The 18,312-nt window shown below is 37.0% G+C and carries 19 protein-coding genes; 14 read left to right on the forward strand and 5 right to left on the reverse strand.

Annotated features, from left to right (window positions below; genetic code table 11):
• Window positions 1–201 precede the first annotated feature (201 nt).
• The 7 genes from EGT49_RS07870 (at window position 202) to EGT49_RS07905 (ending at window position 5,314) form a co-directional block, all read left to right on the forward strand.
• A complete protein-coding gene (locus EGT49_RS07870; RefSeq protein ID WP_135373191.1) occupies window positions 202–390 on the forward strand; it encodes a type II toxin-antitoxin system HicA family toxin in 189 nt (62 codons plus the stop codon).
• A gap of 20 nt (window positions 391–410) precedes the next feature.
• Window positions 411–803: a type II toxin-antitoxin system HicB family antitoxin gene (locus EGT49_RS07875; protein WP_135373192.1), complete on the forward strand. Its 393-nt coding sequence runs from the start codon at window positions 411–413 to the stop codon at window positions 801–803.
• A 795-nt stretch (window positions 804–1,598) separates the two neighbouring features.
• Complete coding sequence (locus EGT49_RS07885) at window positions 1,599–1,952, forward strand: type II toxin-antitoxin system MqsR family toxin (RefSeq protein ID WP_167849798.1); 354 nt, start codon at window positions 1,599–1,601, stop codon at window positions 1,950–1,952.
• A 13-nt stretch (window positions 1,953–1,965) separates the two neighbouring features.
• Window positions 1,966–2,934, forward strand: a complete 969-nt coding sequence (locus EGT49_RS07890) for a type II TA system antitoxin MqsA family protein (RefSeq protein ID WP_167849799.1) — start codon at window positions 1,966–1,968, stop codon at window positions 2,932–2,934.
• Between the two features lie 54 nt (window positions 2,935–2,988).
• Entirely contained in the window at window positions 2,989–3,192 is a 204-nt protein-coding gene (locus tag EGT49_RS07895) for a type II toxin-antitoxin system HicA family toxin (RefSeq protein WP_119327141.1), read from the forward strand.
• Window positions 3,193–3,324: 132 nt separating this feature from the next.
• The gene (locus EGT49_RS07900; protein ID WP_135373198.1) at window positions 3,325–4,725 is read left to right on the forward strand and encodes an MFS transporter; all 1,401 of its coding nucleotides are present in this window, start codon (window positions 3,325–3,327) and stop codon (window positions 4,723–4,725) included.
• 118 nt (window positions 4,726–4,843) lie between these two features.
• Window positions 4,844–5,314: a glutathione peroxidase gene (locus tag EGT49_RS07905; RefSeq protein WP_135373200.1), complete on the forward strand. Its 471-nt coding sequence runs from the start codon at window positions 4,844–4,846 to the stop codon at window positions 5,312–5,314.
• 741 nt (window positions 5,315–6,055) lie between these two features.
• Here EGT49_RS07905 and EGT49_RS12485 read toward each other — a convergent pair.
• A complete protein-coding gene (locus EGT49_RS12485) occupies window positions 6,056–6,202 on the reverse strand; it encodes a hypothetical protein (protein WP_167849800.1) in 147 nt (48 codons plus the stop codon).
• A 190-nt stretch (window positions 6,203–6,392) separates the two neighbouring features.
• On the opposite strand from EGT49_RS12485, the gene EGT49_RS07910 reads away from it, so the two are divergent.
• The 4 genes from EGT49_RS07910 to EGT49_RS07925 all read left to right on the forward strand — a co-directional run bounded on the left by EGT49_RS07910 (window position 6,393) and on the right by EGT49_RS07925 (window position 9,525).
• A complete protein-coding gene (locus tag EGT49_RS07910) occupies window positions 6,393–7,862 on the forward strand; it encodes an MFS transporter (RefSeq protein ID WP_135373202.1) in 1,470 nt (489 codons plus the stop codon).
• Between the two features lie 41 nt (window positions 7,863–7,903).
• Entirely contained in the window at window positions 7,904–8,506 is a 603-nt protein-coding gene (locus tag EGT49_RS07915) for a sugar O-acetyltransferase (protein WP_135373204.1), read from the forward strand.
• Window positions 8,507–8,598: 92 nt separating this feature from the next.
• Window positions 8,599–9,153: a TetR/AcrR family transcriptional regulator gene (locus EGT49_RS07920; RefSeq protein ID WP_135373206.1), complete on the forward strand. Its 555-nt coding sequence runs from the start codon at window positions 8,599–8,601 to the stop codon at window positions 9,151–9,153.
• 111 nt (window positions 9,154–9,264) lie between these two features.
• The gene (locus tag EGT49_RS07925) at window positions 9,265–9,525 is read left to right on the forward strand and encodes a hypothetical protein (protein WP_135373208.1); all 261 of its coding nucleotides are present in this window, start codon (window positions 9,265–9,267) and stop codon (window positions 9,523–9,525) included.
• 40 nt (window positions 9,526–9,565) lie between these two features.
• On the opposite strand, the gene EGT49_RS07930 is transcribed toward EGT49_RS07925, so the two are convergent.
• From EGT49_RS07930 to EGT49_RS07945, 4 genes are all read right to left on the reverse strand, one after another.
• Complete coding sequence (locus EGT49_RS07930) at window positions 9,566–10,261, reverse strand: M57 family metalloprotease (RefSeq protein ID WP_135373210.1); 696 nt, start codon at window positions 10,259–10,261, stop codon at window positions 9,566–9,568.
• Between the two features lie 87 nt (window positions 10,262–10,348).
• Entirely contained in the window at window positions 10,349–11,674 is a 1,326-nt protein-coding gene (locus EGT49_RS07935) for a glycosyltransferase family 2 protein (protein WP_135373212.1), read from the reverse strand.
• A 9-nt stretch (window positions 11,675–11,683) separates the two neighbouring features.
• Window positions 11,684–12,184 (reverse strand): hypothetical protein, encoded by a 501-nt coding sequence (locus EGT49_RS07940; protein ID WP_135373214.1) that lies wholly within the window; start codon window positions 12,182–12,184, stop codon window positions 11,684–11,686.
• Entirely contained in the window at window positions 12,171–12,992 is an 822-nt protein-coding gene (locus tag EGT49_RS07945; RefSeq protein WP_135373216.1) for an EAL domain-containing protein, read from the reverse strand. Before EGT49_RS07945 ends, EGT49_RS07940 begins: the two co-directional genes overlap by 14 nt.
• Window positions 12,993–13,771: 779 nt before the next feature.
• Here EGT49_RS07945 and EGT49_RS07950 point away from each other — a divergent pair.
• The 3 genes from EGT49_RS07950 (at window position 13,772) to EGT49_RS07960 (ending at window position 18,125) form a co-directional block, all read left to right on the forward strand.
• Entirely contained in the window at window positions 13,772–15,733 is a 1,962-nt protein-coding gene (locus EGT49_RS07950; RefSeq protein ID WP_135373218.1) for a PTS sugar transporter subunit IIABC, read from the forward strand.
• A 9-nt stretch (window positions 15,734–15,742) separates the two neighbouring features.
• Window positions 15,743–16,567 (forward strand): alpha/beta hydrolase, encoded by an 825-nt coding sequence (locus EGT49_RS07955; protein WP_135373220.1) that lies wholly within the window; start codon window positions 15,743–15,745, stop codon window positions 16,565–16,567.
• Window positions 16,568–16,673: 106 nt separating this feature from the next.
• Window positions 16,674–18,125: a glycoside hydrolase family 1 protein gene (locus EGT49_RS07960; protein WP_135373222.1), complete on the forward strand. Its 1,452-nt coding sequence runs from the start codon at window positions 16,674–16,676 to the stop codon at window positions 18,123–18,125.
• Window positions 18,126–18,312: the final 187 nt, after the last annotated feature.

The following is an 18,312-nucleotide window of genomic DNA, read 5'->3' on the forward strand; positions in this document are numbered from 1 at the left end:
GAAGCCTAAACCAACAATTATAGAAGAAAAAGCACTCGACTTTCTGGAAAGAAAGTCGGGTGTTTTTGCGTTCTGAAAGAAATCAGAAAATCAATACGGTCGGTTATTTACTGCTTACATTTTTTCGTAATTTATATTATAAGCATCAAAATGTAAAAATACATATTGATGTGTATAATAAATGTGAGAGGAATAATTCTTATGCCCATGAAGCCCAGAGAATTAGTTAGAATCTTGAAACGAAATGGCTTTATTGAAAAATCACAACAAGGTTCACATTTGAAAATGTATAATCCCTTAACTAAAGTAACTATTCCAATTCCTATTCACGCACGAGAAATGAAAAAGGGAATTGAACATGCTATTTTGAAGAAAGCAGGATTAGAATAATTCTTTTAAAGGAGAAAAATATGTCAGCAGGAAGAAAAATCTTAATTTACCCAGTTATTTTGCATCCCGAAGATCAAGGATATAGCGTTGAGATTCCTGATATTGATCATGGTACTTGGACTCAAGGTGAAACGATGAAAGATGCTTTATTGATGGCTCAAGATGCAATTGGCATAATGTTAGAAGATAAAACTGAATATCCACAAGCTACTAAAATTGAGGATATTAAAGTAAAAGATGAAGATATAAAAACAGTCGTTTACATTGATATGGAAGAGTATCGGCGTAATAATCCCAAAACTGTTCGTAAGAATGTTACCGTTCCAGAATATTTAGTCGTTTTAGGAAAGAAACAGAATTTAAATTTTTCGGCTATTTTAACTGAAGCTTTGAAGAATAAATTGGAACTTTAAGTAGAATTCCTATATTGCGAAATATTGGTTTATAGTTGTTGACGTGTTATAGTTTAGATGCAAAAAAGGAACACATTATGCACACCAAAACCCGAAGTGAGGGGGTCTCGCTTCGGGTTTTATAGTGGGCTAGAATTACCTTTTTATTTTGCTTGCGGTGTTTGCGACGTAGCCGGTCGGCAAACCAAGCGATTATCAAGCCAACCACAAGAGGGGCAAAAAGGAACTCCACATGAAACATACCTCCAATCTGATACCAGACTAGGAAGGTAACAGGTATAGTTTATCAAATTGGCATTTTTGAATGATCTAGTATCACTAATTAAATATAAATATTATTTAAATTTATGATAATTAATTGCTTAATAATGAATTTATAAAAAAAGCACATCAATTTCGATGTGCTTTTTTAGTATAGTGATATGCAATAAGATCTTGTTGGGGATTCACCAACTTCCAGTCTGACTAATTTGATGTTTAGTTTCTCCAAGTGTGGCATGAATAAGTTGAACAGTCATATTGGTATCTTCGTCAATCGTATTGATGTTGTAAAGAAAACTTTTCATTGGCGCTTCCTTACGAAAGTCCGAAAAGACTCCAGCCATAGTGAAAAGCTGATTCTTATGCGATTCCATAACTCTTCCGGATAAAAAAAGCTTATGCATAGTTGAGATTGAATAATTTTTTCGTAATTTAGAACAGTTAAGGATATTTTTTAAATCGTTTTTGATATCAATTGATTGCAAAAGCAAAAAATATTGGTTAATATACCTTTGAATAGTGATGGTAAATTGGATGTCTATTACAACAAGAAATAATATTGCTCTATTTTTAATTAAGATTAAAATATCGATCTCAAAACAGGGAATAGAGTGGGTTCCCAGAATTTTTGATGGTATTTTAGAATTGGAAATTAATTTAAAAGAAGCGGTGAATATTCTTCAGAATTTAACGCCAGCCGATTATTATCGTGGTACAAGTCCTGATTTTAATGGGGATGGAACAATGATTTGGGAATTTATTTATGAGATGGACAGTGAAAAGCAAAACATTCCTATTTATATTAAATTAAAATTTCAAAATGATAAATGTAAGGTTTTATCTTTTCATAGAAGTAGAAAACCTTATTTTTTACCGTATAAAGATTAAACGGAGGAAACCGATGCAAACACATATTGAAAAACGCCGGCAAACTTTCCACGTCCGCAATCAAGAAATAACAGTACTTGCGGATGCTTTGATCAATGACGTGAACAATGAGATAGTTTTTGATTTGAATTTAGACAATCACGCAATCGAAATGGCTTATGATCAATATCGGCAAAAGAATCACCTCATTACACCAGAAGAGATTGTTGCCATTAGAAAGAAATACCATTTGTCACAAAGAGCTTTCGCAAAACTATTGGATGTAGGTTCTGCCACGATTGCTAGATACGAAAAAGGGGCCTTGCCAGCTGAGAGTATGAATAATTTATTATTGAATTTAAAAAATGACAGCAGTTATGTTATCAAATTATTTATGCAAAATAAGAACAAGCTGAGTGATTACGATAGGAGAAGGGCTGAAGATTCCATTTCAAAAATGACGGTCCAATTAAAAAGTGAGTCGTTACTAAATTCTTATATTTTTAGAAATCAAAATGATAAATCGACCTTAGATGATGGTTTCACCGAATTTAATTTGGAGAAACTTTCCAATATGGTTTTGTATTTTACGCAAGAGAATTCCAATTTATCCAAAACTAAATTGAACAAGTTACTGTTTTATAGCGATTTTCGTTTCTTTAGAGATAATTCAAAAGCTATTAGTGGAATCGTCTATACACATGATCATCATGGGCCGGTTCCTAGCGATTTTGAGTTGTTATACACTATTCTTAAAGATAATGGGGATGTCACAACAGAACCTTTTGCGGATGGCCGTGGGTCAAAGTTCATCAGTTTGCGTGATTTCGATAAAGCAGTTTTCACAAATTCTGAATTTAGTATATTGCAGAAAGTTTCAAAGGATTTTGAAGGTTACGATATTGAGATGATGAGTGAGTACTCCCATCAAGAAACTGCCTTTCAAAAAACGGTGCTTGATGAGGTGATTTCTTACCAATACGCTTTGGATTTGAGAGACTAAATTTTTGTATACCGCCAATCTTGTGTACAATGGTAACGAGAGGGGGTAATTCTTATGGCAATGAAACCCCAGAAAATCGTTAAAATATTACGACAACATGGTTTTGTTAAGAAGTCGCAAAATGGGTCGCACTTGAAAATGTACAATCCAACTACGAATGTGACTTTGCCAGTTCCAATTCATCATGATAAAGAGTTGGAACATGGGATTGAAAGTAAAATATTGAAACAAGCGGGTATCAAAGTAACGGATATCTAAATAAAGCTATGCAATGAGTTGTTCAAAGACAAATCATTACATAGCTTTATTTTTATGGAAGCGTTTATTGCATTTGCTTGAAAGAAGTTAAGAGGTCTAATATTAGAAGTGTATTTTTGAGGAGTTATTTTCATGAAAACTAAACATAATATTTTGACACTATTTGCGACTAGTTTTATGTCATTCATGCAATTGTTGGATGCCAGTATCGTCAACGTCGCAATTCCAAGTTTAACTAAAGATTTAAACGTTCCCATGAATCGAGCCGAATGGATCGTATCAGTTTATCTGATCATGATTTGTATGTTATTGCTATTTTGGGGTCGAATGGCCGATCAAATCGGTTATATCAAAATTTTTCAAACTGGAACGATTTTTTTCACCATTGGTTCACTGACCTGTGCAATGAGCCCGTCGTTATATATCCTATTGGTCGGACGAGTCGTTCAAGGCTTGGGTGCTAGCATGAGTATGGCGACTAATATTGGTATTATCGCGATGATTTTTCCGATGAGCCAGCGTGGTCGAGCTTATGGAATCAACAGTATTATTGCCCAACTCGGTAATATTTCCGGACCTGGTCTAGGTGGATTGGTCTTGAGTGTTCTGTCGTGGCACTGGATTTTTATCATCAACATTCCAATTGGTATTATCGTCTACATCTACGGCAGATTCATGTTCCCGAAGGAAAATCGCAAAGTAAAGCGGGTTTCTTATGATTGGCTAGGACTGATTACTTACTCAATTGCCATCGCAACATTTTTCGTCAGTATCTTCTTAGGTCAAGATATTGGTTTTGGAAAAGTCAGTGTTTTATCCACTTTTGCAGTCAGTCTAGTCTTTTGGATGATCTTCTTCTATGTCGAAAAACGTCTTGCAGAACCACTAATAAATTTAAAGATTTTCAAAATATCACGTTTGACGTTGAGTCTAGTCAGTGCACTGATTGTCTTTTCTATCGGTTATTACGCCAACGTTATAATGCCGTTTTACTTAACTAATTTTAGAGCGTTGAGTACCTCATTGACCGGGCTGATTATGATGGCAATTCCGTTTGCTAACGTGATTGCCGCCCCAATTGCCGGCTATTTCACCGATAAGTATAACGCCGCTTCAGTCTCGATTTTTAATCTCTTCGTCTATGCTATTCCAATCGTTTTCTTGATGTTCGTCACTGGTAAGGAGAATTTGTATCTATTTACCTTTATGCTGTTGTTCTTAGGAGTAGGTAACGGTGGTTTCCAAAATAATCCAATGATTATGGGTTATGCCCCAGCAGAATATCAAGGGATTGCCGGTAGTCTAGCGGCTTTGTTCAGAAATCTCGGTATGGGTATCGGAGTCAGTTTGGCCACAACCAGTCTTTATTCTGGCATGAGTGTTAAAGCTGGTAAGCAGATAGCTTATTATCCAAGTCACAATCCTAGTTGGTTTTTGAGTGGGATGCACTTTGCTTATTTGACGGCGTTATTGTTATTGATTGCAGCGATTATTTTAGTTTATTCAATTCATCGACTAGATAAAAAAGCGTGATTTCCATTTGGTAAATAATCGAATAAATTTTGATTACAATTGTCTTGTTCGCAAGTCTTTCTAGTATAATTGAGTCGATAGTTAACAGATAAATTGGACTAGGAAAGGCGGTATTGGAATGGAAGCAATTTACAATTTTCGAGAAACTGAGATGAATGGCGGAATTATTGATTTCAGAGATTATCAAGGCAAGGTGCTTTTGATCGTCAATACCGCTAGCAAATGTGGTCTAGCTCCGCAACTAGAAGCTATTGAAGAGCTTTACAACAAATATCGGACACGTGGTCTAGAGGTTTTAGGATTACCGTCGAATCAATTTCATCAAGAATTGGACAGCGATGAAGCCACTAGCGACTTTTGCCAAATGCACTACGGAGTGACTTTTCCCATGACTCGACAAGTTGTCCTAAATGGTCTAGGTGAAGATCCACTGTTTACTTATTTAAAGGATCAATCAGGTAAAGGCAGAATCAAGTGGAATTTCACCAAGTTTTTGATCGACAAAAATGGTAGTCTCGTAAAGAGATTCGCCCCAATCACGAAACCTGAAAAGATGGAATCATTTATTATTGAAGCATTGAAAAAATAAAAAGAACTTCAGCAATTGTTATATTGTTGAAGTTCTTTTTGTGGTGGTGTAGTATGCCGTCCTCCATAGCAAAGAAAATTTGGCTGGAACGATGTGGGCACGACTTGAAACTACCGCAAAGGGCGCGGCATTTCCAAGCTCGGCCTTTTTGTAAATGCTAAAGCATTAACAAAAATTTCACATCTGAGCCAATTTTCTTTGCTATTCCGGACTGAATTTCACACTTATTTTTTATTTGCTTTCCATTTATTTAAGAATAATAACTCTATTCTGATTAGTAGTTTGGTATTTTGATAAGTAGGATTGTGGGTTCTTATTCAATATAGAAATAATAATGACAAAAGAAAGAGAATCCTGCATATTGCAACAATTTATCACGATTAAGTAAGATTCTCAATTATTTTTCTAAAAATTAACTTAATCAAAATACAGAAATACGATAATGAATCCAGACTATAAAACAATTTCCCATTAATCCCGAATAGAACCTATATCCAATTCAGAATCCATTGAAATAAAGCATAGATTTGCACTCTAGTCTGGAACAACAGTTCTGGGAAATGCTCAGCCGTCAAATTCTAGTTAGCGATTTATCGCTTACTAGAAGGCCAAGCTTGGAGACTTTTTCCGGTTTTGAAAAAGGCTTCAAGTTGTGCCGACAGCGTTCCAGCGTTTCCCAGAACTGTTGTGGAAGACGGGAATCAATCACTACCCAAACTAAAGAGCTATACTAACAAAGCTTTACTTCTGTTCCTTAGTAAAATTCAACATGTACTGTGCAGCTTCTTCCATACTCTTAAAATTGTGCTTGATTTGAATCTCTTTGAGTTTCTTTTTAGCTTGACTGCTTAACTTATCAATATCGATTTTATTATTGTTTTTTTCCATAATTCACCTTCAATTTGCAGTTTACCGTAACAGCGAAAATTTTGATAGTAATTGACTTTGCGAAACAAGAAAAGAAGTCTATAATTGAAAGATGGTTATTCATTTTCTGTAAAAATATATTAGTTATGCGAGGTAAGGCGGACACTTAGTGGAGGTCTTATTTTTTATACTTGGGGAAAGAAGTCGGGATATGAGTCGCAATCGAAAAATTTTAGTTACTTTCGCCTTAGTTTTGTCGAATATGATGGCAGGCTTGGACGCTACAATTATTAATACCGCTTTGCCAGCAATCATCAGTGATTTGCACGGAATTCAATACATGGGTTGGATCGTGGCTATTTTCCTATTAGGAATGGCCGTTTCGACACCGTTATGGAGTAAATTTGGCGAGAAGCGTGGAAATAAGATTGCCTATATCACGGCTACAATTGTTTTCATGATTGGAGCTTTGTTCCAAGGACTCGCTCCTAACATTATTTGGTTTATTACTGCTAGATGTGTGATGGGGATTGGTGCTGGTGGTATGAACACAATTCCTTTTATCATTTATTCCCAGATTTTCAAAAATATTAAACGCCGTTCGCAAGTTATTGGGATTGCGTCTGCTGGATTCAGTGGAACTTCAATTATCGGACCGCTGATTGGTGGTTGGATCGTTGATACGTTCAGTTGGCATTGGGTGTTCTATATTAATTTACCTTTGGCACTGCTTTCAATTATTATTATTGCATTATTCTTCAGGATTAAAGAAACCTTGAACCATGAAAAAGTCGATTATCGAGGAGCAATTTTGATGGTGCTTGGATTGACTGCCATTTTGATTGGAATTCAATTACTGGGAGTCGCTTCGATTTTCATCACGATTGCTTTTGTTATTGTTGGTGGCTTGATGATTTTTTGGATGTCACGAGTTGAGAGTCACGTTGATGATCCCATTGTGCCTAATCGCCTGTTCAAGAATGAGAAACTCGTGATTGACTTGATTTTGTTTGCCTTGTTGTGGGGGTCGTTTGTCGCTTTCAACATCTATATTCCCATGTGGGCACAAGGAATTATGGGCTTGAGCGCTTTGATCGGTGGCATGACACAGATTCCTGGGGCCATTGCCAACTTCATCGGGTCAGAACTAGAACCGCTGATTCAAAGAAAATTGAATCGTTACTCGATTATTGGTATCGGGACAATTGCTTTCTTGATTTCTTTTGCCGGTTTGTACGTTGCAAAACAAAGTGCCAGTTATACTTTCCTATTGATCATGGGAGTCTTTGAAGGCTTTGGGGTCGGAATCTGTTTCAACGCCTTGTCGATTGCGGTACAATTTGACGTCGAAGAACGTGATGTGCCAATTTCAACCTCCTTTGCTTACTTAGTCAGAATCCTCAGTCAGACTTTCATGTCTTCAATTTATGGAGTCATTTTAAACATTGCTTTGATGCACGGAGTTAAAAATAGTAACGGTTATATAACGATGGCAATGATGAACAAACTCAGTAATGCCGCCGATGCGAAGTACTTACCTAAGGATTTGATTCCAGAAATGAGACGGATTTTCTTCTCCGGAATTCACAGTATCATGTTGACGGCAATGTTGTTGATCGTCGCAGTAATTTTGATTTTAGGTTATTTATTTAGAAGAGAACACACCAAAAAGCTTTCCTAAGGGGGGCTTTTTTTGTCTATAATATTATTAGGAGGTTACTGATGACAAATATAGATCGCATGAAACAAGGAAAAGTCTATAATCCTGATGACGAAGCACTTTTAAAAGAACAACTTCAAGCACAAGAATTAAATGACCGTTATAACGAATTAAGACGTTCGGGGCTGAATTTAAAATCTGATATGTTGCAACAGATGTTTGCGGAATTTGGGACTGGCGGTATGATTGAAACGCCGTTTCACGCTAACTGGGGTGGCAAGCACGTCCATATTGGTAAGAATTTCTATGCTAACTTTAATCTCACGTTAGTTGATGATGGTGAAATCTACATTGGCGATGATACTATGTTTGGCCCCAATGTAACGGTAGCAACGGCTGGACACCCGATTGAACCAACGATTAGAGCTAAGCATTATCAATTCAATAAAACGGTCACGATTGGTAAAAACGTTTGGTTGGGTAGTAATGTGACGGTTTTACCGGGAGTGAAAATTGGGGATAATTCAGTGATTGGAGCGGGGAGTGTTGTTACAAAAGATATTCCTGACAATGTGGTAGCGGTTGGAGTTCCTTGCAAAGTTTTACGTGAAATAAATCAACATGATCATGATTATTTTTACAAAGACGAAAAATTAGACATTTAGACATAAGTTCCATTTTGTATATCACTTGATAAATAATAGAATTATAAAAATCCTCCACCTATAATGAAGTGTTAAGGGGAGGTGTCTTTAAGATGACAGCACGGACTTTATCAAAAGAAAAAGTTATTACGGCAGCGATTCAAATTATCAATCAAGAAGATAATTTAACTTTTAGTAAGCTCGGTCGACTAGTCGGTACTCGTTCACAAGCGATTTACAATTATTTTCCAGATGTTTTAGCTGTCAGAGTTAGTGTGGCAGCGGACTTTTATGATAAGCTAGCACAACGTTTAGAGGTTGATCTCTTAGGACTGACTGGGAAACAAGCTATTAAAGCTTTTTGTCATGTCTGTGTCCAATTTTCTTTAGGACAGTATGTGATGGTTCAACAAATTATTGATATCCCGGCTGATCATTTACATGATGAACCTTTAAATAGTAGTTTTAGAAATATTTATGAAATTTTACATCGCTATTTAAAACCGTTAATTCCTGATGAAAAACGGCAGATGGTCTTTTCCCGAATGTTACGCAATTTGATCATTGGCCAAATTATCAACGTCGGTAGCGGCCGTTATACTAATACACCAATCTCCAAGCGTGATAGCTTCGATGACATGCTAGAGTTAATTCTGCTTTCCTTGTAGATTTCTAATGAACATTACATGTAACTATACATGTAGAAGATATTTTTAGTGTCTTGTATTTTTTGATATTTTATAACTGTTAGGAAAAATCGCTATAGGAGGCGTGGCAATATGCACAGTAAGGTAAACTATGACATGTTGCATCCAACGTACAAGGCATTGTATGACATCGTCGGGGAAGAGAATTTATTAAAGATTTACGAACTATTTCGAGGAACTCAATTACAGTTACCAATGAAAATGTATGATCGAGTTTCATTGAAACAAGCTATTCAAGACGGAAAGTTAGACAATATGACTAACCAAGAGATTTCATTACAATTTGGTTATTCGCCGCGTTGGATCAAAAGTGTTCGCGAAAAAAAGGTATAGAAAAAGAGTTCTATAAAGCATACGCTTTATGGAACTCTTTTTATTTGCCAGAACGATAAACTGCCCGCAAACCATTGATGTCACCTTGAGATAAGGTACTAATACCTTGATCCATTGGGTACATGACTGATTTAGTGCTAGAACTATGAGCTAGTCCTAAGGCATGTCCTAGTTCGTGGACGGCAACGGAATCTTTAATTGACAAATCGGGATATTGTAAGTTTAAACCTGCTTGAGCGGTGTTGATGGCAAAGTGGTTGATCACTAATGATGAAGGGCCACCGTTACCTAATTCAACAGTTCTAGAGGCAATGTTTTCGATTTTCTTGTGATAGACAAAAAAGGTAATACTATTCTTATTAGTTTGAGGTTGTCCTGGTATTAAACGGACAATCCCTGTGGCATTGTAGGTATTAACGGCTCGCGTGAAAACATCTCTGACTGATTGTGGAACATCCTTTTTAAAATGGAAGTAATACACATTCGAAGTGGAAACATCTTTCATCGGACTCTCAGCTGGAGTCACTGTCGAACCTACTTGGTGCTCAGTGGTAGTCTGGGTCGTGCCATTGAGTTTTCTATCAACTGAAGCTTCTAATGAGTATAAGTAAGGTTGTACTTTGACGCCAGCTTCTTGGACGGTTGATTTTAAATGCGGAATTAAATTGGGATTCTTATCAACCACTAAAACAATAGAAGCTAAGACCAACAACCAAATCCACAGTTTTCTTTTCATTTATTGCAGCACTCCAAATCTTTGATTTCCCAATAATCATATCGGTAGAAGTGCTAAAAGTCCAATTATTTATTTGTGAAAAGGTAACTATTTTTTCTGTAAACTCTTTCTTTCTGGACTTGACCAAGTACCGGAACCAAAGCCAAAAATAGTCTTGACGGCAGGTATGAAAGTAGTCACAACCGTAATAGGATTGATCATCCAATAGAACAAAATGTATAGTGGTGCAAACAATACATACTTCAACTTGGCCGCATGGTGATCCAAAATCAAAGCGGTGATCAACTGAATCAAGCCAGCAATCATTTCAAAAGTTACGAAAATAAAGGAAATGGCAAAAGCGTGAAAGATCCGTTCATAATTGCCATGAATAAAGAACCAAATCATTAGGAGAATAAAGAAAATTGAGGTGATGACGAAGAAAAATGACCAGATGATCGACAAACTTGAATCGATAAACATCGACATTTGGTAACGACGTTTAATTGGATGGACTAAGAATTTTTTCAAGTTCGTCAACCAAACTTCAGTCCCGCCTTGAGCCCAACGTTTGCGTTGTTTGTATAAATCCTTGATAGTTTCAGGAACGTTCATATGAAAGACAATGTTTGGAGCAAATCGTGGGACAACCCCGATTGTTTGATGATCCCAAGCGATACTAATATCTTCAGTAGCTCGATTTTGTCTGAAGCCACCGACGTCGATCAAAAAATCCTTCTTGTATAAAGTATTGGCACCACTGTAAGCATACATTGAATCGTTAACTGAAGTCTGACTCCGTTTAATTACGCCGACAATACTTGAGAATTCAACCGTTTGTGACTTTCCCAAGAGAGTGGTCCGATTTTGAACGTCCATATTAGCAGTCACGGCTGAAGTATTCATATCGCGAGCGTGGATGAAAAAGTTCATGTATTTCATCAAGGCATCGGGTTCGGGAATTGTGTCCGCATCGTTACTGAGAATGTACTCACCTTTGGCGAAATGCATGCCAATATTGAAAGCATGGGCTTTACCCTTATTTTTGATAATATTGATCGTGCGTAATTTAGGATATTTAGTCTGCAATTCCTTGATGATGTCAGCTGTTTTATCAGTTGAGCCATCATTCATCACCAGTACTTCGAAGTTACTGTAATTTAAGTGTTCAAATAGGTAAGTGATTGTTTCCTCAATCATGACTTCTTCGTTATGCGCTGGAATCATGATGGTAATCATTGGTTGTTCGTTTGGAGGGATTTCAACCCAGTCGTCGTCAGATTTGTCAGTCTTAACAAAACGATAGGATAACGCTCCAAAGAACCACAAAAAAGACCCAGTAATTGGGTACAGGCACAGAATCAACAAGCAAATATTGAGAATAGTGCCCAGCGTCGTCGACTCAAAAATGTGGTCAATAAAAATGTTATACATAATTCTCCCTTAATCTAAATCGTTGAGATTATTTTCCTCGTATAGTTTTTGAATAGCATCGGTATCTAAATTTTGTTCTGGTTGAATATCTAGCGTCCGGACATTTTCGCGAAATTCTTGGTCGCCAAAACGTTGATCGATGAACTTGGCCAAAGTGTCTTCACGCTTTCTTTGATTGATAGGATTAAAAGTAGGCCACTGCTCAACCAAACGGTCACGCTTGCGGTTTTGAATGATCGTCATACTGATAGCAAAAATCCCCGACATTACAAAAGCAAAGAACAGTATAACGCCGATAAAACGGATCTCCAGAATTCCTTCGGCATACGACCAGATATGAGGAATCTTCGGATTAAAACTAGCCCAAAAAGCTGTCACCGTTATAACGATAGGAGCGATCACACAAAACCAACCAATCAAAGCAAGTAAAGTTTGAAATATCTTTCTCAGCCAATGGCCTTTTTCAAAATATTCATCGGTATAGAGTTGCTGTTGGTCATCTTTTTTCATAGTTATCTCCTTGAACTTCGGGATTAGTAGGATGACCAAACAAGTAACCTTGACGAGTATTGATCTTGAGAAATTGTGCTAAATCTTCATCTTCCTGGTTTTCAACACCCATTAAAACGAGTTCAATATTGTGTTCTTTAGTGATCTTATTCCAAGACTGCAAATTTAAGTCAAGCCAAATAGAAGGATCATTTTTACGGAAATCACGCATTGAGCATTTGATACTGTCAATGAAGGGTAACATCCATTCAATATCCTTGAGACTCTGCTTTTGCGAACCAACGTTATCGATGCTGAATTGCATACCATATGCCTGAGCACGCTTGATCTTGTTTTCAAATTGGTAATGGTTGACGTATTTGGGACCAAACTTGGGTGAATACTCAACTGAAAGTTTCATCGGTTCAATTTTTGAAATAGCCCAACGCACGAAGTACAAGAAATCAGCACTGATTATTTGATTGTATTCGAGATTAATTGATAGGCGGATTGGTTCAGATGGTAAAGATTTGAAGGTGTCTTCCAATAAAAAGATCACTCGTTGCAAGGGAAGCGAGTCCAAATCTTTAGGTAATTTCCAAGTCCCGTCGGGTTGTTTTTGACGTAATAGGCATTCATAGCCAATCGTTTTGCCGGTGTGATCGACTTGTTTTTGAATAAAGTATTTCAATTCAAAATCTTTATTCTCAAGGTAGTTGTTGTTCGATTTTCGCGAGCGCCAATAATAGATGATTATCGTTATAACGAACAGAACTAAGGTTATAATAGTTATGCGAAATAACAATATCTCTAATTGTAATAGATCCATTATTCTCCTTTGTAATTCCTTATTTACGGATACGATTATATTAAGTATACAACTAAAATTATGCTTTTTATATTAAATGTATATACCTTTATTTATTGTAATAGGTATAGTTTCTTTTTGTGAATATGATTTAGGCTGAATGGTAATTTTTCTTTTTGGTAGTGGTGGGTGGATGCCGTCTTCCGCAACAGTTCTGGGAAACGCTGGAACGCGGTGGACGCAACTTGAAGCCAATTTTTAAGCCCGAAAATTGTCTCCAAGATTGGTCTTCTTGTAAATGCTAAAGCATTAACAAGAATTTCACGGCTGAGCATTTCCCAGAACTGTTGCTCCAGACTGGATTTTTGATCTATGCAGTTAATTTAGTAAATTTTGAAATGGGTAGGAATTCTATTCGTGATTAATGTAAAACTAAATTATTGTCTGGATACGTTATTGTGCGGAAGACGGCATCAATCACAACCTAAAATTAAAAAAGAATCTAAAAATCAATAATTAATCACTAAAAAATGTTTGGGGAAGACATTTTTATAACTATACCATTTGTCTATGAAATTGATATAAATTTGTATATATTGTTTTTGCGTTTGAATCTTATCAGTATGCTATAAAGCGCTTTCAGATTACAATTGAATGTGTCATGATGTAGATACCGTTGGATATATGTGTTCGACTTAAACTATAAAATTAGTTCGAATAAATATTGACTATTCTGGAATCGGTATCTATAATGTAAGCGTAATCAAGAAATTATTTTATAGAAAAGGACTGTGAACGTTATGAGTAATCAAACATTGATTTCATTAGCGGCTCCTGTTGACGGAAAGCTATTAAAGCTTGACCAAGTTAAAGATCCCGTCTTCTCTCAAGGTTTGATGGGACAAGGTTTTGCTATTGAACCTAGTGACGGTAAAGTGGTTGCGCCAGTTTCTGGTGTGGTGACTTTGGTTGCTGAAACAAAACACGCCTTTGGTATTAGAACGACTGACGGAGCAGACGTTTTAGTCCATTTAGGAATCGATACGGTTGAATTAAAGGGTGAACCTTTTACTGTTTCAATCAAACAAGGAGACCACGTAACGGCGGGACAAGCGGTTATTTCGGTCGATTTGAAAAAAATTACGGATGCTGGTAAACAAAAGACAGTGATTTTGGCTATTACCAACAGTAATGATATTTTAAAGCAATTTTTGTTGAGTGATGGGGATTCAAATATTACCGCTGGACAGATTGTTGCCGGAGCTTTAATTGATGTGGTCAAAGAGACTAAAAAAACTGCGGGTAAAGGTGGCAATTATGACCAATTAGCTACTGACATTGTGGAAAACGTTGGTGGTAAGGAAAATATCAACAGTTTGATCCACTGTATTACGCGTTTGCGGTTTTATTTAAAGGATGACAAGAAAGCTAATGACGACACGATTGAGAATTTACCTGGCGTAATCAGTGTTGCTAAAGCTGGTGGTCAGTATCAAGTCGTGATTGGTCAAGCGGTAACCGATGTTTATGACGCCGTGATCGACCAAATCGGGGCGCAATACACTAATAACGCCGCTACAGCTGAAGCAGTTGCTGAAACGACTAAGGCACAAAATATGTCTGTTTGGGACAAAATCAAGAGTGGTATCAGTAACTTTATCGGTGTTTTGACGGCTTCCATGATTCCGATTATTGGTATCTTGGCTGGTTCCGGTATTTTGAAAGGTATTTTAGCTGCTCTAACAGGTTTCAAAGTTTTATCCACAACTAGTGGTACTTACGTTATTTTAAATGCAATCGGTGATGCAACGTTTTACTTCTTACCTATTATTTTAGGATTCACCGCTGCTAAAAAACTTAGTTCTGATCCAATCGTCTTAGCTATCGTTGGTGGAATCATCATCTATCCAAACTTGTTAACTTTGGCAAGTAAAGCTAGCACGGCCAGCACGAATTTCTTAGGGATTCCGACGACCTTGATTTCTTATACATCTTCAGTTTTCCCAATTATCGTGGCTGCTTGGCTAGGTAAATATGTTGAAAAATTCTTGAAAAAAGTCATTCCGTTATATCTAAGAAGTGTCTTTATTCCTATTTTAGAAGCATTAGTTTTGAGTTTAGTGATCTTGATCGGTGTTGGACCAATTATCACCGCTATGAGTAAAGGCTTATCGAACGGTTTAGTTGCCATTTACAGCTTCAGTCCAACCTTATCTGGATTTGTACTCGGTGGCGTTTATCAAACTATGGTTATCTTCGGTTTGCACTGGGGACTTATTCCAATTGTTATCAACGATATCGCTACTAATGGTCACAGTTACATCAATTCGATTCTTTCAATTACCATGGTTGCCCAAGGTGGTGCCGTTTTAGCAGTCTTCTTGAAGACTAAGAATAAGAAATTGAAGGAAGTTTCTCTTGCCGCTGCGGTTTCGGCCTTTTGCGGAGTTACTGAACCAGCGCTATACGGTGTCAATTTGAAGTACAAACGTATTTTTGTGGTTGCAAGTATCGCCAGCGCTTTAGGTGGTGCGTTGACAGGATTCTTGAAGGTCAACAATTACGCTTTGTCCGGTGCCTTGATTGGATTCCCAGCCTTCATCACGCCAGGAGTCGGTATCGGTAGCAACTTCTACGGTTACTTGATTTCTCATTACGGAACGCTTTTGATCTCAGTCGTTTTAGTTTATCTCTTCGGATTCACGGACAAAATGTTGGCTAAGAAGAATGATCCGATGAATTTGAACGTCAATGTGGCTTAGGAGTAGACTATGGAAACGAAAAATTATAAATTGCAGATTCCCAATCACGAATTTCAAGTGAAGAGTTATTGGCTTGATCAAATTGCTGATTTCGATAAAGAAGTCGATTTTCCAATTGCCATTATTTGTCCAGGTGGTGGTTTTACCTTCCATTCACAAAGAGAAGAAGAACCTGTAGCGTTACGCTTTAATTCTTTTGGAATGCACGCTGTCGTCTTGGAATATCAGTTGATCGGCAATGACCCAGTTTATCCAACTGCCTTACAAGAATTGGCCAAAACAATCGACTGGGTAACTAATCAACCGGCGTCACGCCACATTGATAAGAAGAAAACCATTTTGGTTGGTTTCTCAGCTGGCGGTCATGTGGTAGCATCTTATAACGGCGTTGCAAGCGATACAGCGTTACGTCAAAAATATCAATTAGATCAATATCACGGACAACATGCCGCTGTCATTCTAGGTTATCCAGTGATTGATATGACGATCCCTGGTAGTTTTCCAAATGACAATAAAGCACTTCATCAAATTAGTGAAGATCAAACACTTTGGAAAGCACAAGATTTATTGAATCAAAATTCCAAACCAGCTTTCGTCTGGCAGACTCAAACCGACGAATTAGTCAAAGTCGTCAATACGATCAAGTACGTTGACCGAATGAATGAACTGAACATTCCCGTCGAATATCATCTGTTTGGCTCGGGAATTCATGGTCTGGTGTTTGGAACTTACGTTACAGAAAAGCCAGGGAAGCGTAAATATCTCAATTCTTGGACTTCGAAATGGATTGAGTTGGCTTTGAATTGGTTACAGATGATGAAATTGTTAGATTAATAAAAAAACTGATTGGCAAGATTTGCTAGTCAGTTTTTTTCGTTTGGACATTTATTGTACAATTAAAAAGTAAGTAAGCTCTTACATTGAGAGAAGGAGTACAAAAATGGGACTGAAAGAAGGATTTTTATGGGGTGGCGCAATCACTGCTAATCAAGTTGAAGGTGCTTGGAATATTGATGGTAAAGGACCTTCAGTAGCGGACGTGGCCACTTACAAACCAAATGTTGACGTGAAGGATTATAAGAAACAGGTTGGGGTTACTTCTAAAAGTATTCAAGAAGCACTTCAGACTGATGATACAAAATATTATCCAAAACGCCATGGAATTGATTTTTATCACCGTTATCCTGAAGATATAGAACTATTTGGTGAGTTAGGTTTCAAGACCTTGCGGATTTCTATTGCTTGGAGTCGAATTTTTCCAACCGGTGAAGAAGCAGAACCGAACCAAAAAGGACTGGATTTTTATAAAAGAGTTTTTCGGGAGATGCACAAGTATAATATTGAACCGCTTGTAACGTTGTCCCACTATGAAATGCCTTTAAATTTGGCAATTAAGTATAACGGCTGGGTCGACCGTCGCGTGATTGAGATGTTCAAAAGATTCTGTGATTCATGTTTCCACGAGTTTAAAGATGATGTTAAATATTGGCTAACATTTAATGAGATTGACAGTGTCACACGTCATCCATTTACGTCAGCTGGCATTATCCCTGATAAATCAGAAAATTTATTGAAAGATGAATATCAAGCTTTCCATCACCAATTTGTGGCTTCAGCTTTAGTAACTAAGGACTGCCACGAAATTATTCCTGGTAGCCAAGTCGGTTGTATGTTGACGAAATTGACTGACTATCCGAATTCCTCTGATCCAAGGGACGTTCTGGCTTCATTTAATAAAAATACCATGAATTACTTTGCAGGAGATGTTCAAGTTTTTGGTGAATATCCACCATTAATTTTGGATTTCTTCAAGAAAAATGGTTTAAAGATTAAAATGAGTGCTGAAGACCTCCGAATCTTAAAAGAAAATACCGTTGACTTTGTTTCTTTTAGTTATTACATGTCGACAGTTTCTTCCTATAATGAAGGAAACCTTGAATTAACGGCTGGAAACACAGTCGTTGGTGGTAAGAATCCACATCTAAAAACTACTGATTGGGGTTGGACGGTCGATCCAGTAGGCTTGAGAATTTCCCTATTACAATTGTATGATCGATACCACAAACCGCTATTTGTTGTAGAAAATGGGATGGGTGCTAAAGACACTTTGACTGAGGATAAAAAAATTCATGATGATTATCGAATCGACTATTTTAGAGAACATTTCCGTGAGATGATTAAAGCCGTTGATGCAGGAGTTGATTTGATAGGTTACACTAGTTGGGCTCCAATTGACTTAGTTAGTGCCTCAACTTCACAAATGTCAAAACGCTATGGATTTATTTATGTTGATGAAGATGATTTAGGTAATGGTAGTTTGAATAGATACAAGAAAGATTCTTTTGACTGGTATCAAAAAGTTATCGCTTCAAATGGAGAAAATTTAGATTAATTGTAAGAGAGACGGTAAATGGATAAAACAAAAAGAAGACCTCAAACGAGATCTTCTTTTTTTATTCGCAGTAGTGGCTGTTTACCGCAAATTTATTCAGTGACTAGACTGCAAATTAATTAACCTTTTGAAGGAAGGGGTATAAGGCGCAATCTAGCACTCTACCTTGATTTTTTTAGTTGATCAA

This window comes from Companilactobacillus suantsaicola (assembly GCF_004745525.1).
Classification (GTDB): Bacteria; Bacillota; Bacilli; order Lactobacillales; family Lactobacillaceae; genus Companilactobacillus; species Companilactobacillus suantsaicola.

Bases quoted from the DNA above. Each gene is read 5' to 3' on its own strand.
- EGT49_RS07920 (WP_135373206.1), top strand. From the start codon at position 8,599: ATGACAGCACGGACTTTATCAAAAGAAAAAGTTATTACGGCAGCGATT.
- EGT49_RS07915 (WP_135373204.1), top strand. From the start codon at position 7,904: ATGACAAATATAGATCGCATGAAACAAGGAAAAGTCTATAATCCTGAT.
- EGT49_RS07885 (WP_167849798.1), top strand. From the start codon at position 1,599: ATGTCTATTACAACAAGAAATAATATTGCTCTATTTTTAATTAAGATT.
- EGT49_RS07905 (WP_135373200.1), top strand. From the start codon at position 4,844: ATGGAAGCAATTTACAATTTTCGAGAAACTGAGATGAATGGCGGAATT.
- EGT49_RS07940 (WP_135373214.1), bottom strand. From the start codon at position 12,184: ATGAAAAAAGATGACCAACAGCAACTCTATACCGATGAATATTTTGAA.
- EGT49_RS07890 (WP_167849799.1), top strand. From the start codon at position 1,966: ATGCAAACACATATTGAAAAACGCCGGCAAACTTTCCACGTCCGCAAT.
- EGT49_RS07935 (WP_135373212.1), bottom strand. From the start codon at position 11,674: ATGTATAACATTTTTATTGACCACATTTTTGAGTCGACGACGCTGGGC.
- EGT49_RS07930 (WP_135373210.1), bottom strand. From the start codon at position 10,261: ATGAAAAGAAAACTGTGGATTTGGTTGTTGGTCTTAGCTTCTATTGTT.
- EGT49_RS07900 (WP_135373198.1), top strand. From the start codon at position 3,325: ATGAAAACTAAACATAATATTTTGACACTATTTGCGACTAGTTTTATG.
- EGT49_RS07870 (WP_135373191.1), top strand. From the start codon at position 202: ATGCCCATGAAGCCCAGAGAATTAGTTAGAATCTTGAAACGAAATGGC.
- EGT49_RS07950 (WP_135373218.1), top strand. From the start codon at position 13,772: ATGAGTAATCAAACATTGATTTCATTAGCGGCTCCTGTTGACGGAAAG.
- EGT49_RS07955 (WP_135373220.1), top strand. From the start codon at position 15,743: ATGGAAACGAAAAATTATAAATTGCAGATTCCCAATCACGAATTTCAA.
- EGT49_RS07895 (WP_119327141.1), top strand. From the start codon at position 2,989: ATGGCAATGAAACCCCAGAAAATCGTTAAAATATTACGACAACATGGT.
- EGT49_RS07910 (WP_135373202.1), top strand. From the start codon at position 6,393: ATGAGTCGCAATCGAAAAATTTTAGTTACTTTCGCCTTAGTTTTGTCG.
- EGT49_RS07960 (WP_135373222.1), top strand. From the start codon at position 16,674: ATGGGACTGAAAGAAGGATTTTTATGGGGTGGCGCAATCACTGCTAAT.
- EGT49_RS12485 (WP_167849800.1), bottom strand. From the start codon at position 6,202: ATGGAAAAAAACAATAATAAAATCGATATTGATAAGTTAAGCAGTCAA.
- EGT49_RS07945 (WP_135373216.1), bottom strand. From the start codon at position 12,992: ATGGATCTATTACAATTAGAGATATTGTTATTTCGCATAACTATTATA.
- EGT49_RS07875 (WP_135373192.1), top strand. From the start codon at position 411: ATGTCAGCAGGAAGAAAAATCTTAATTTACCCAGTTATTTTGCATCCC.
- EGT49_RS07925 (WP_135373208.1), top strand. From the start codon at position 9,265: ATGCACAGTAAGGTAAACTATGACATGTTGCATCCAACGTACAAGGCA.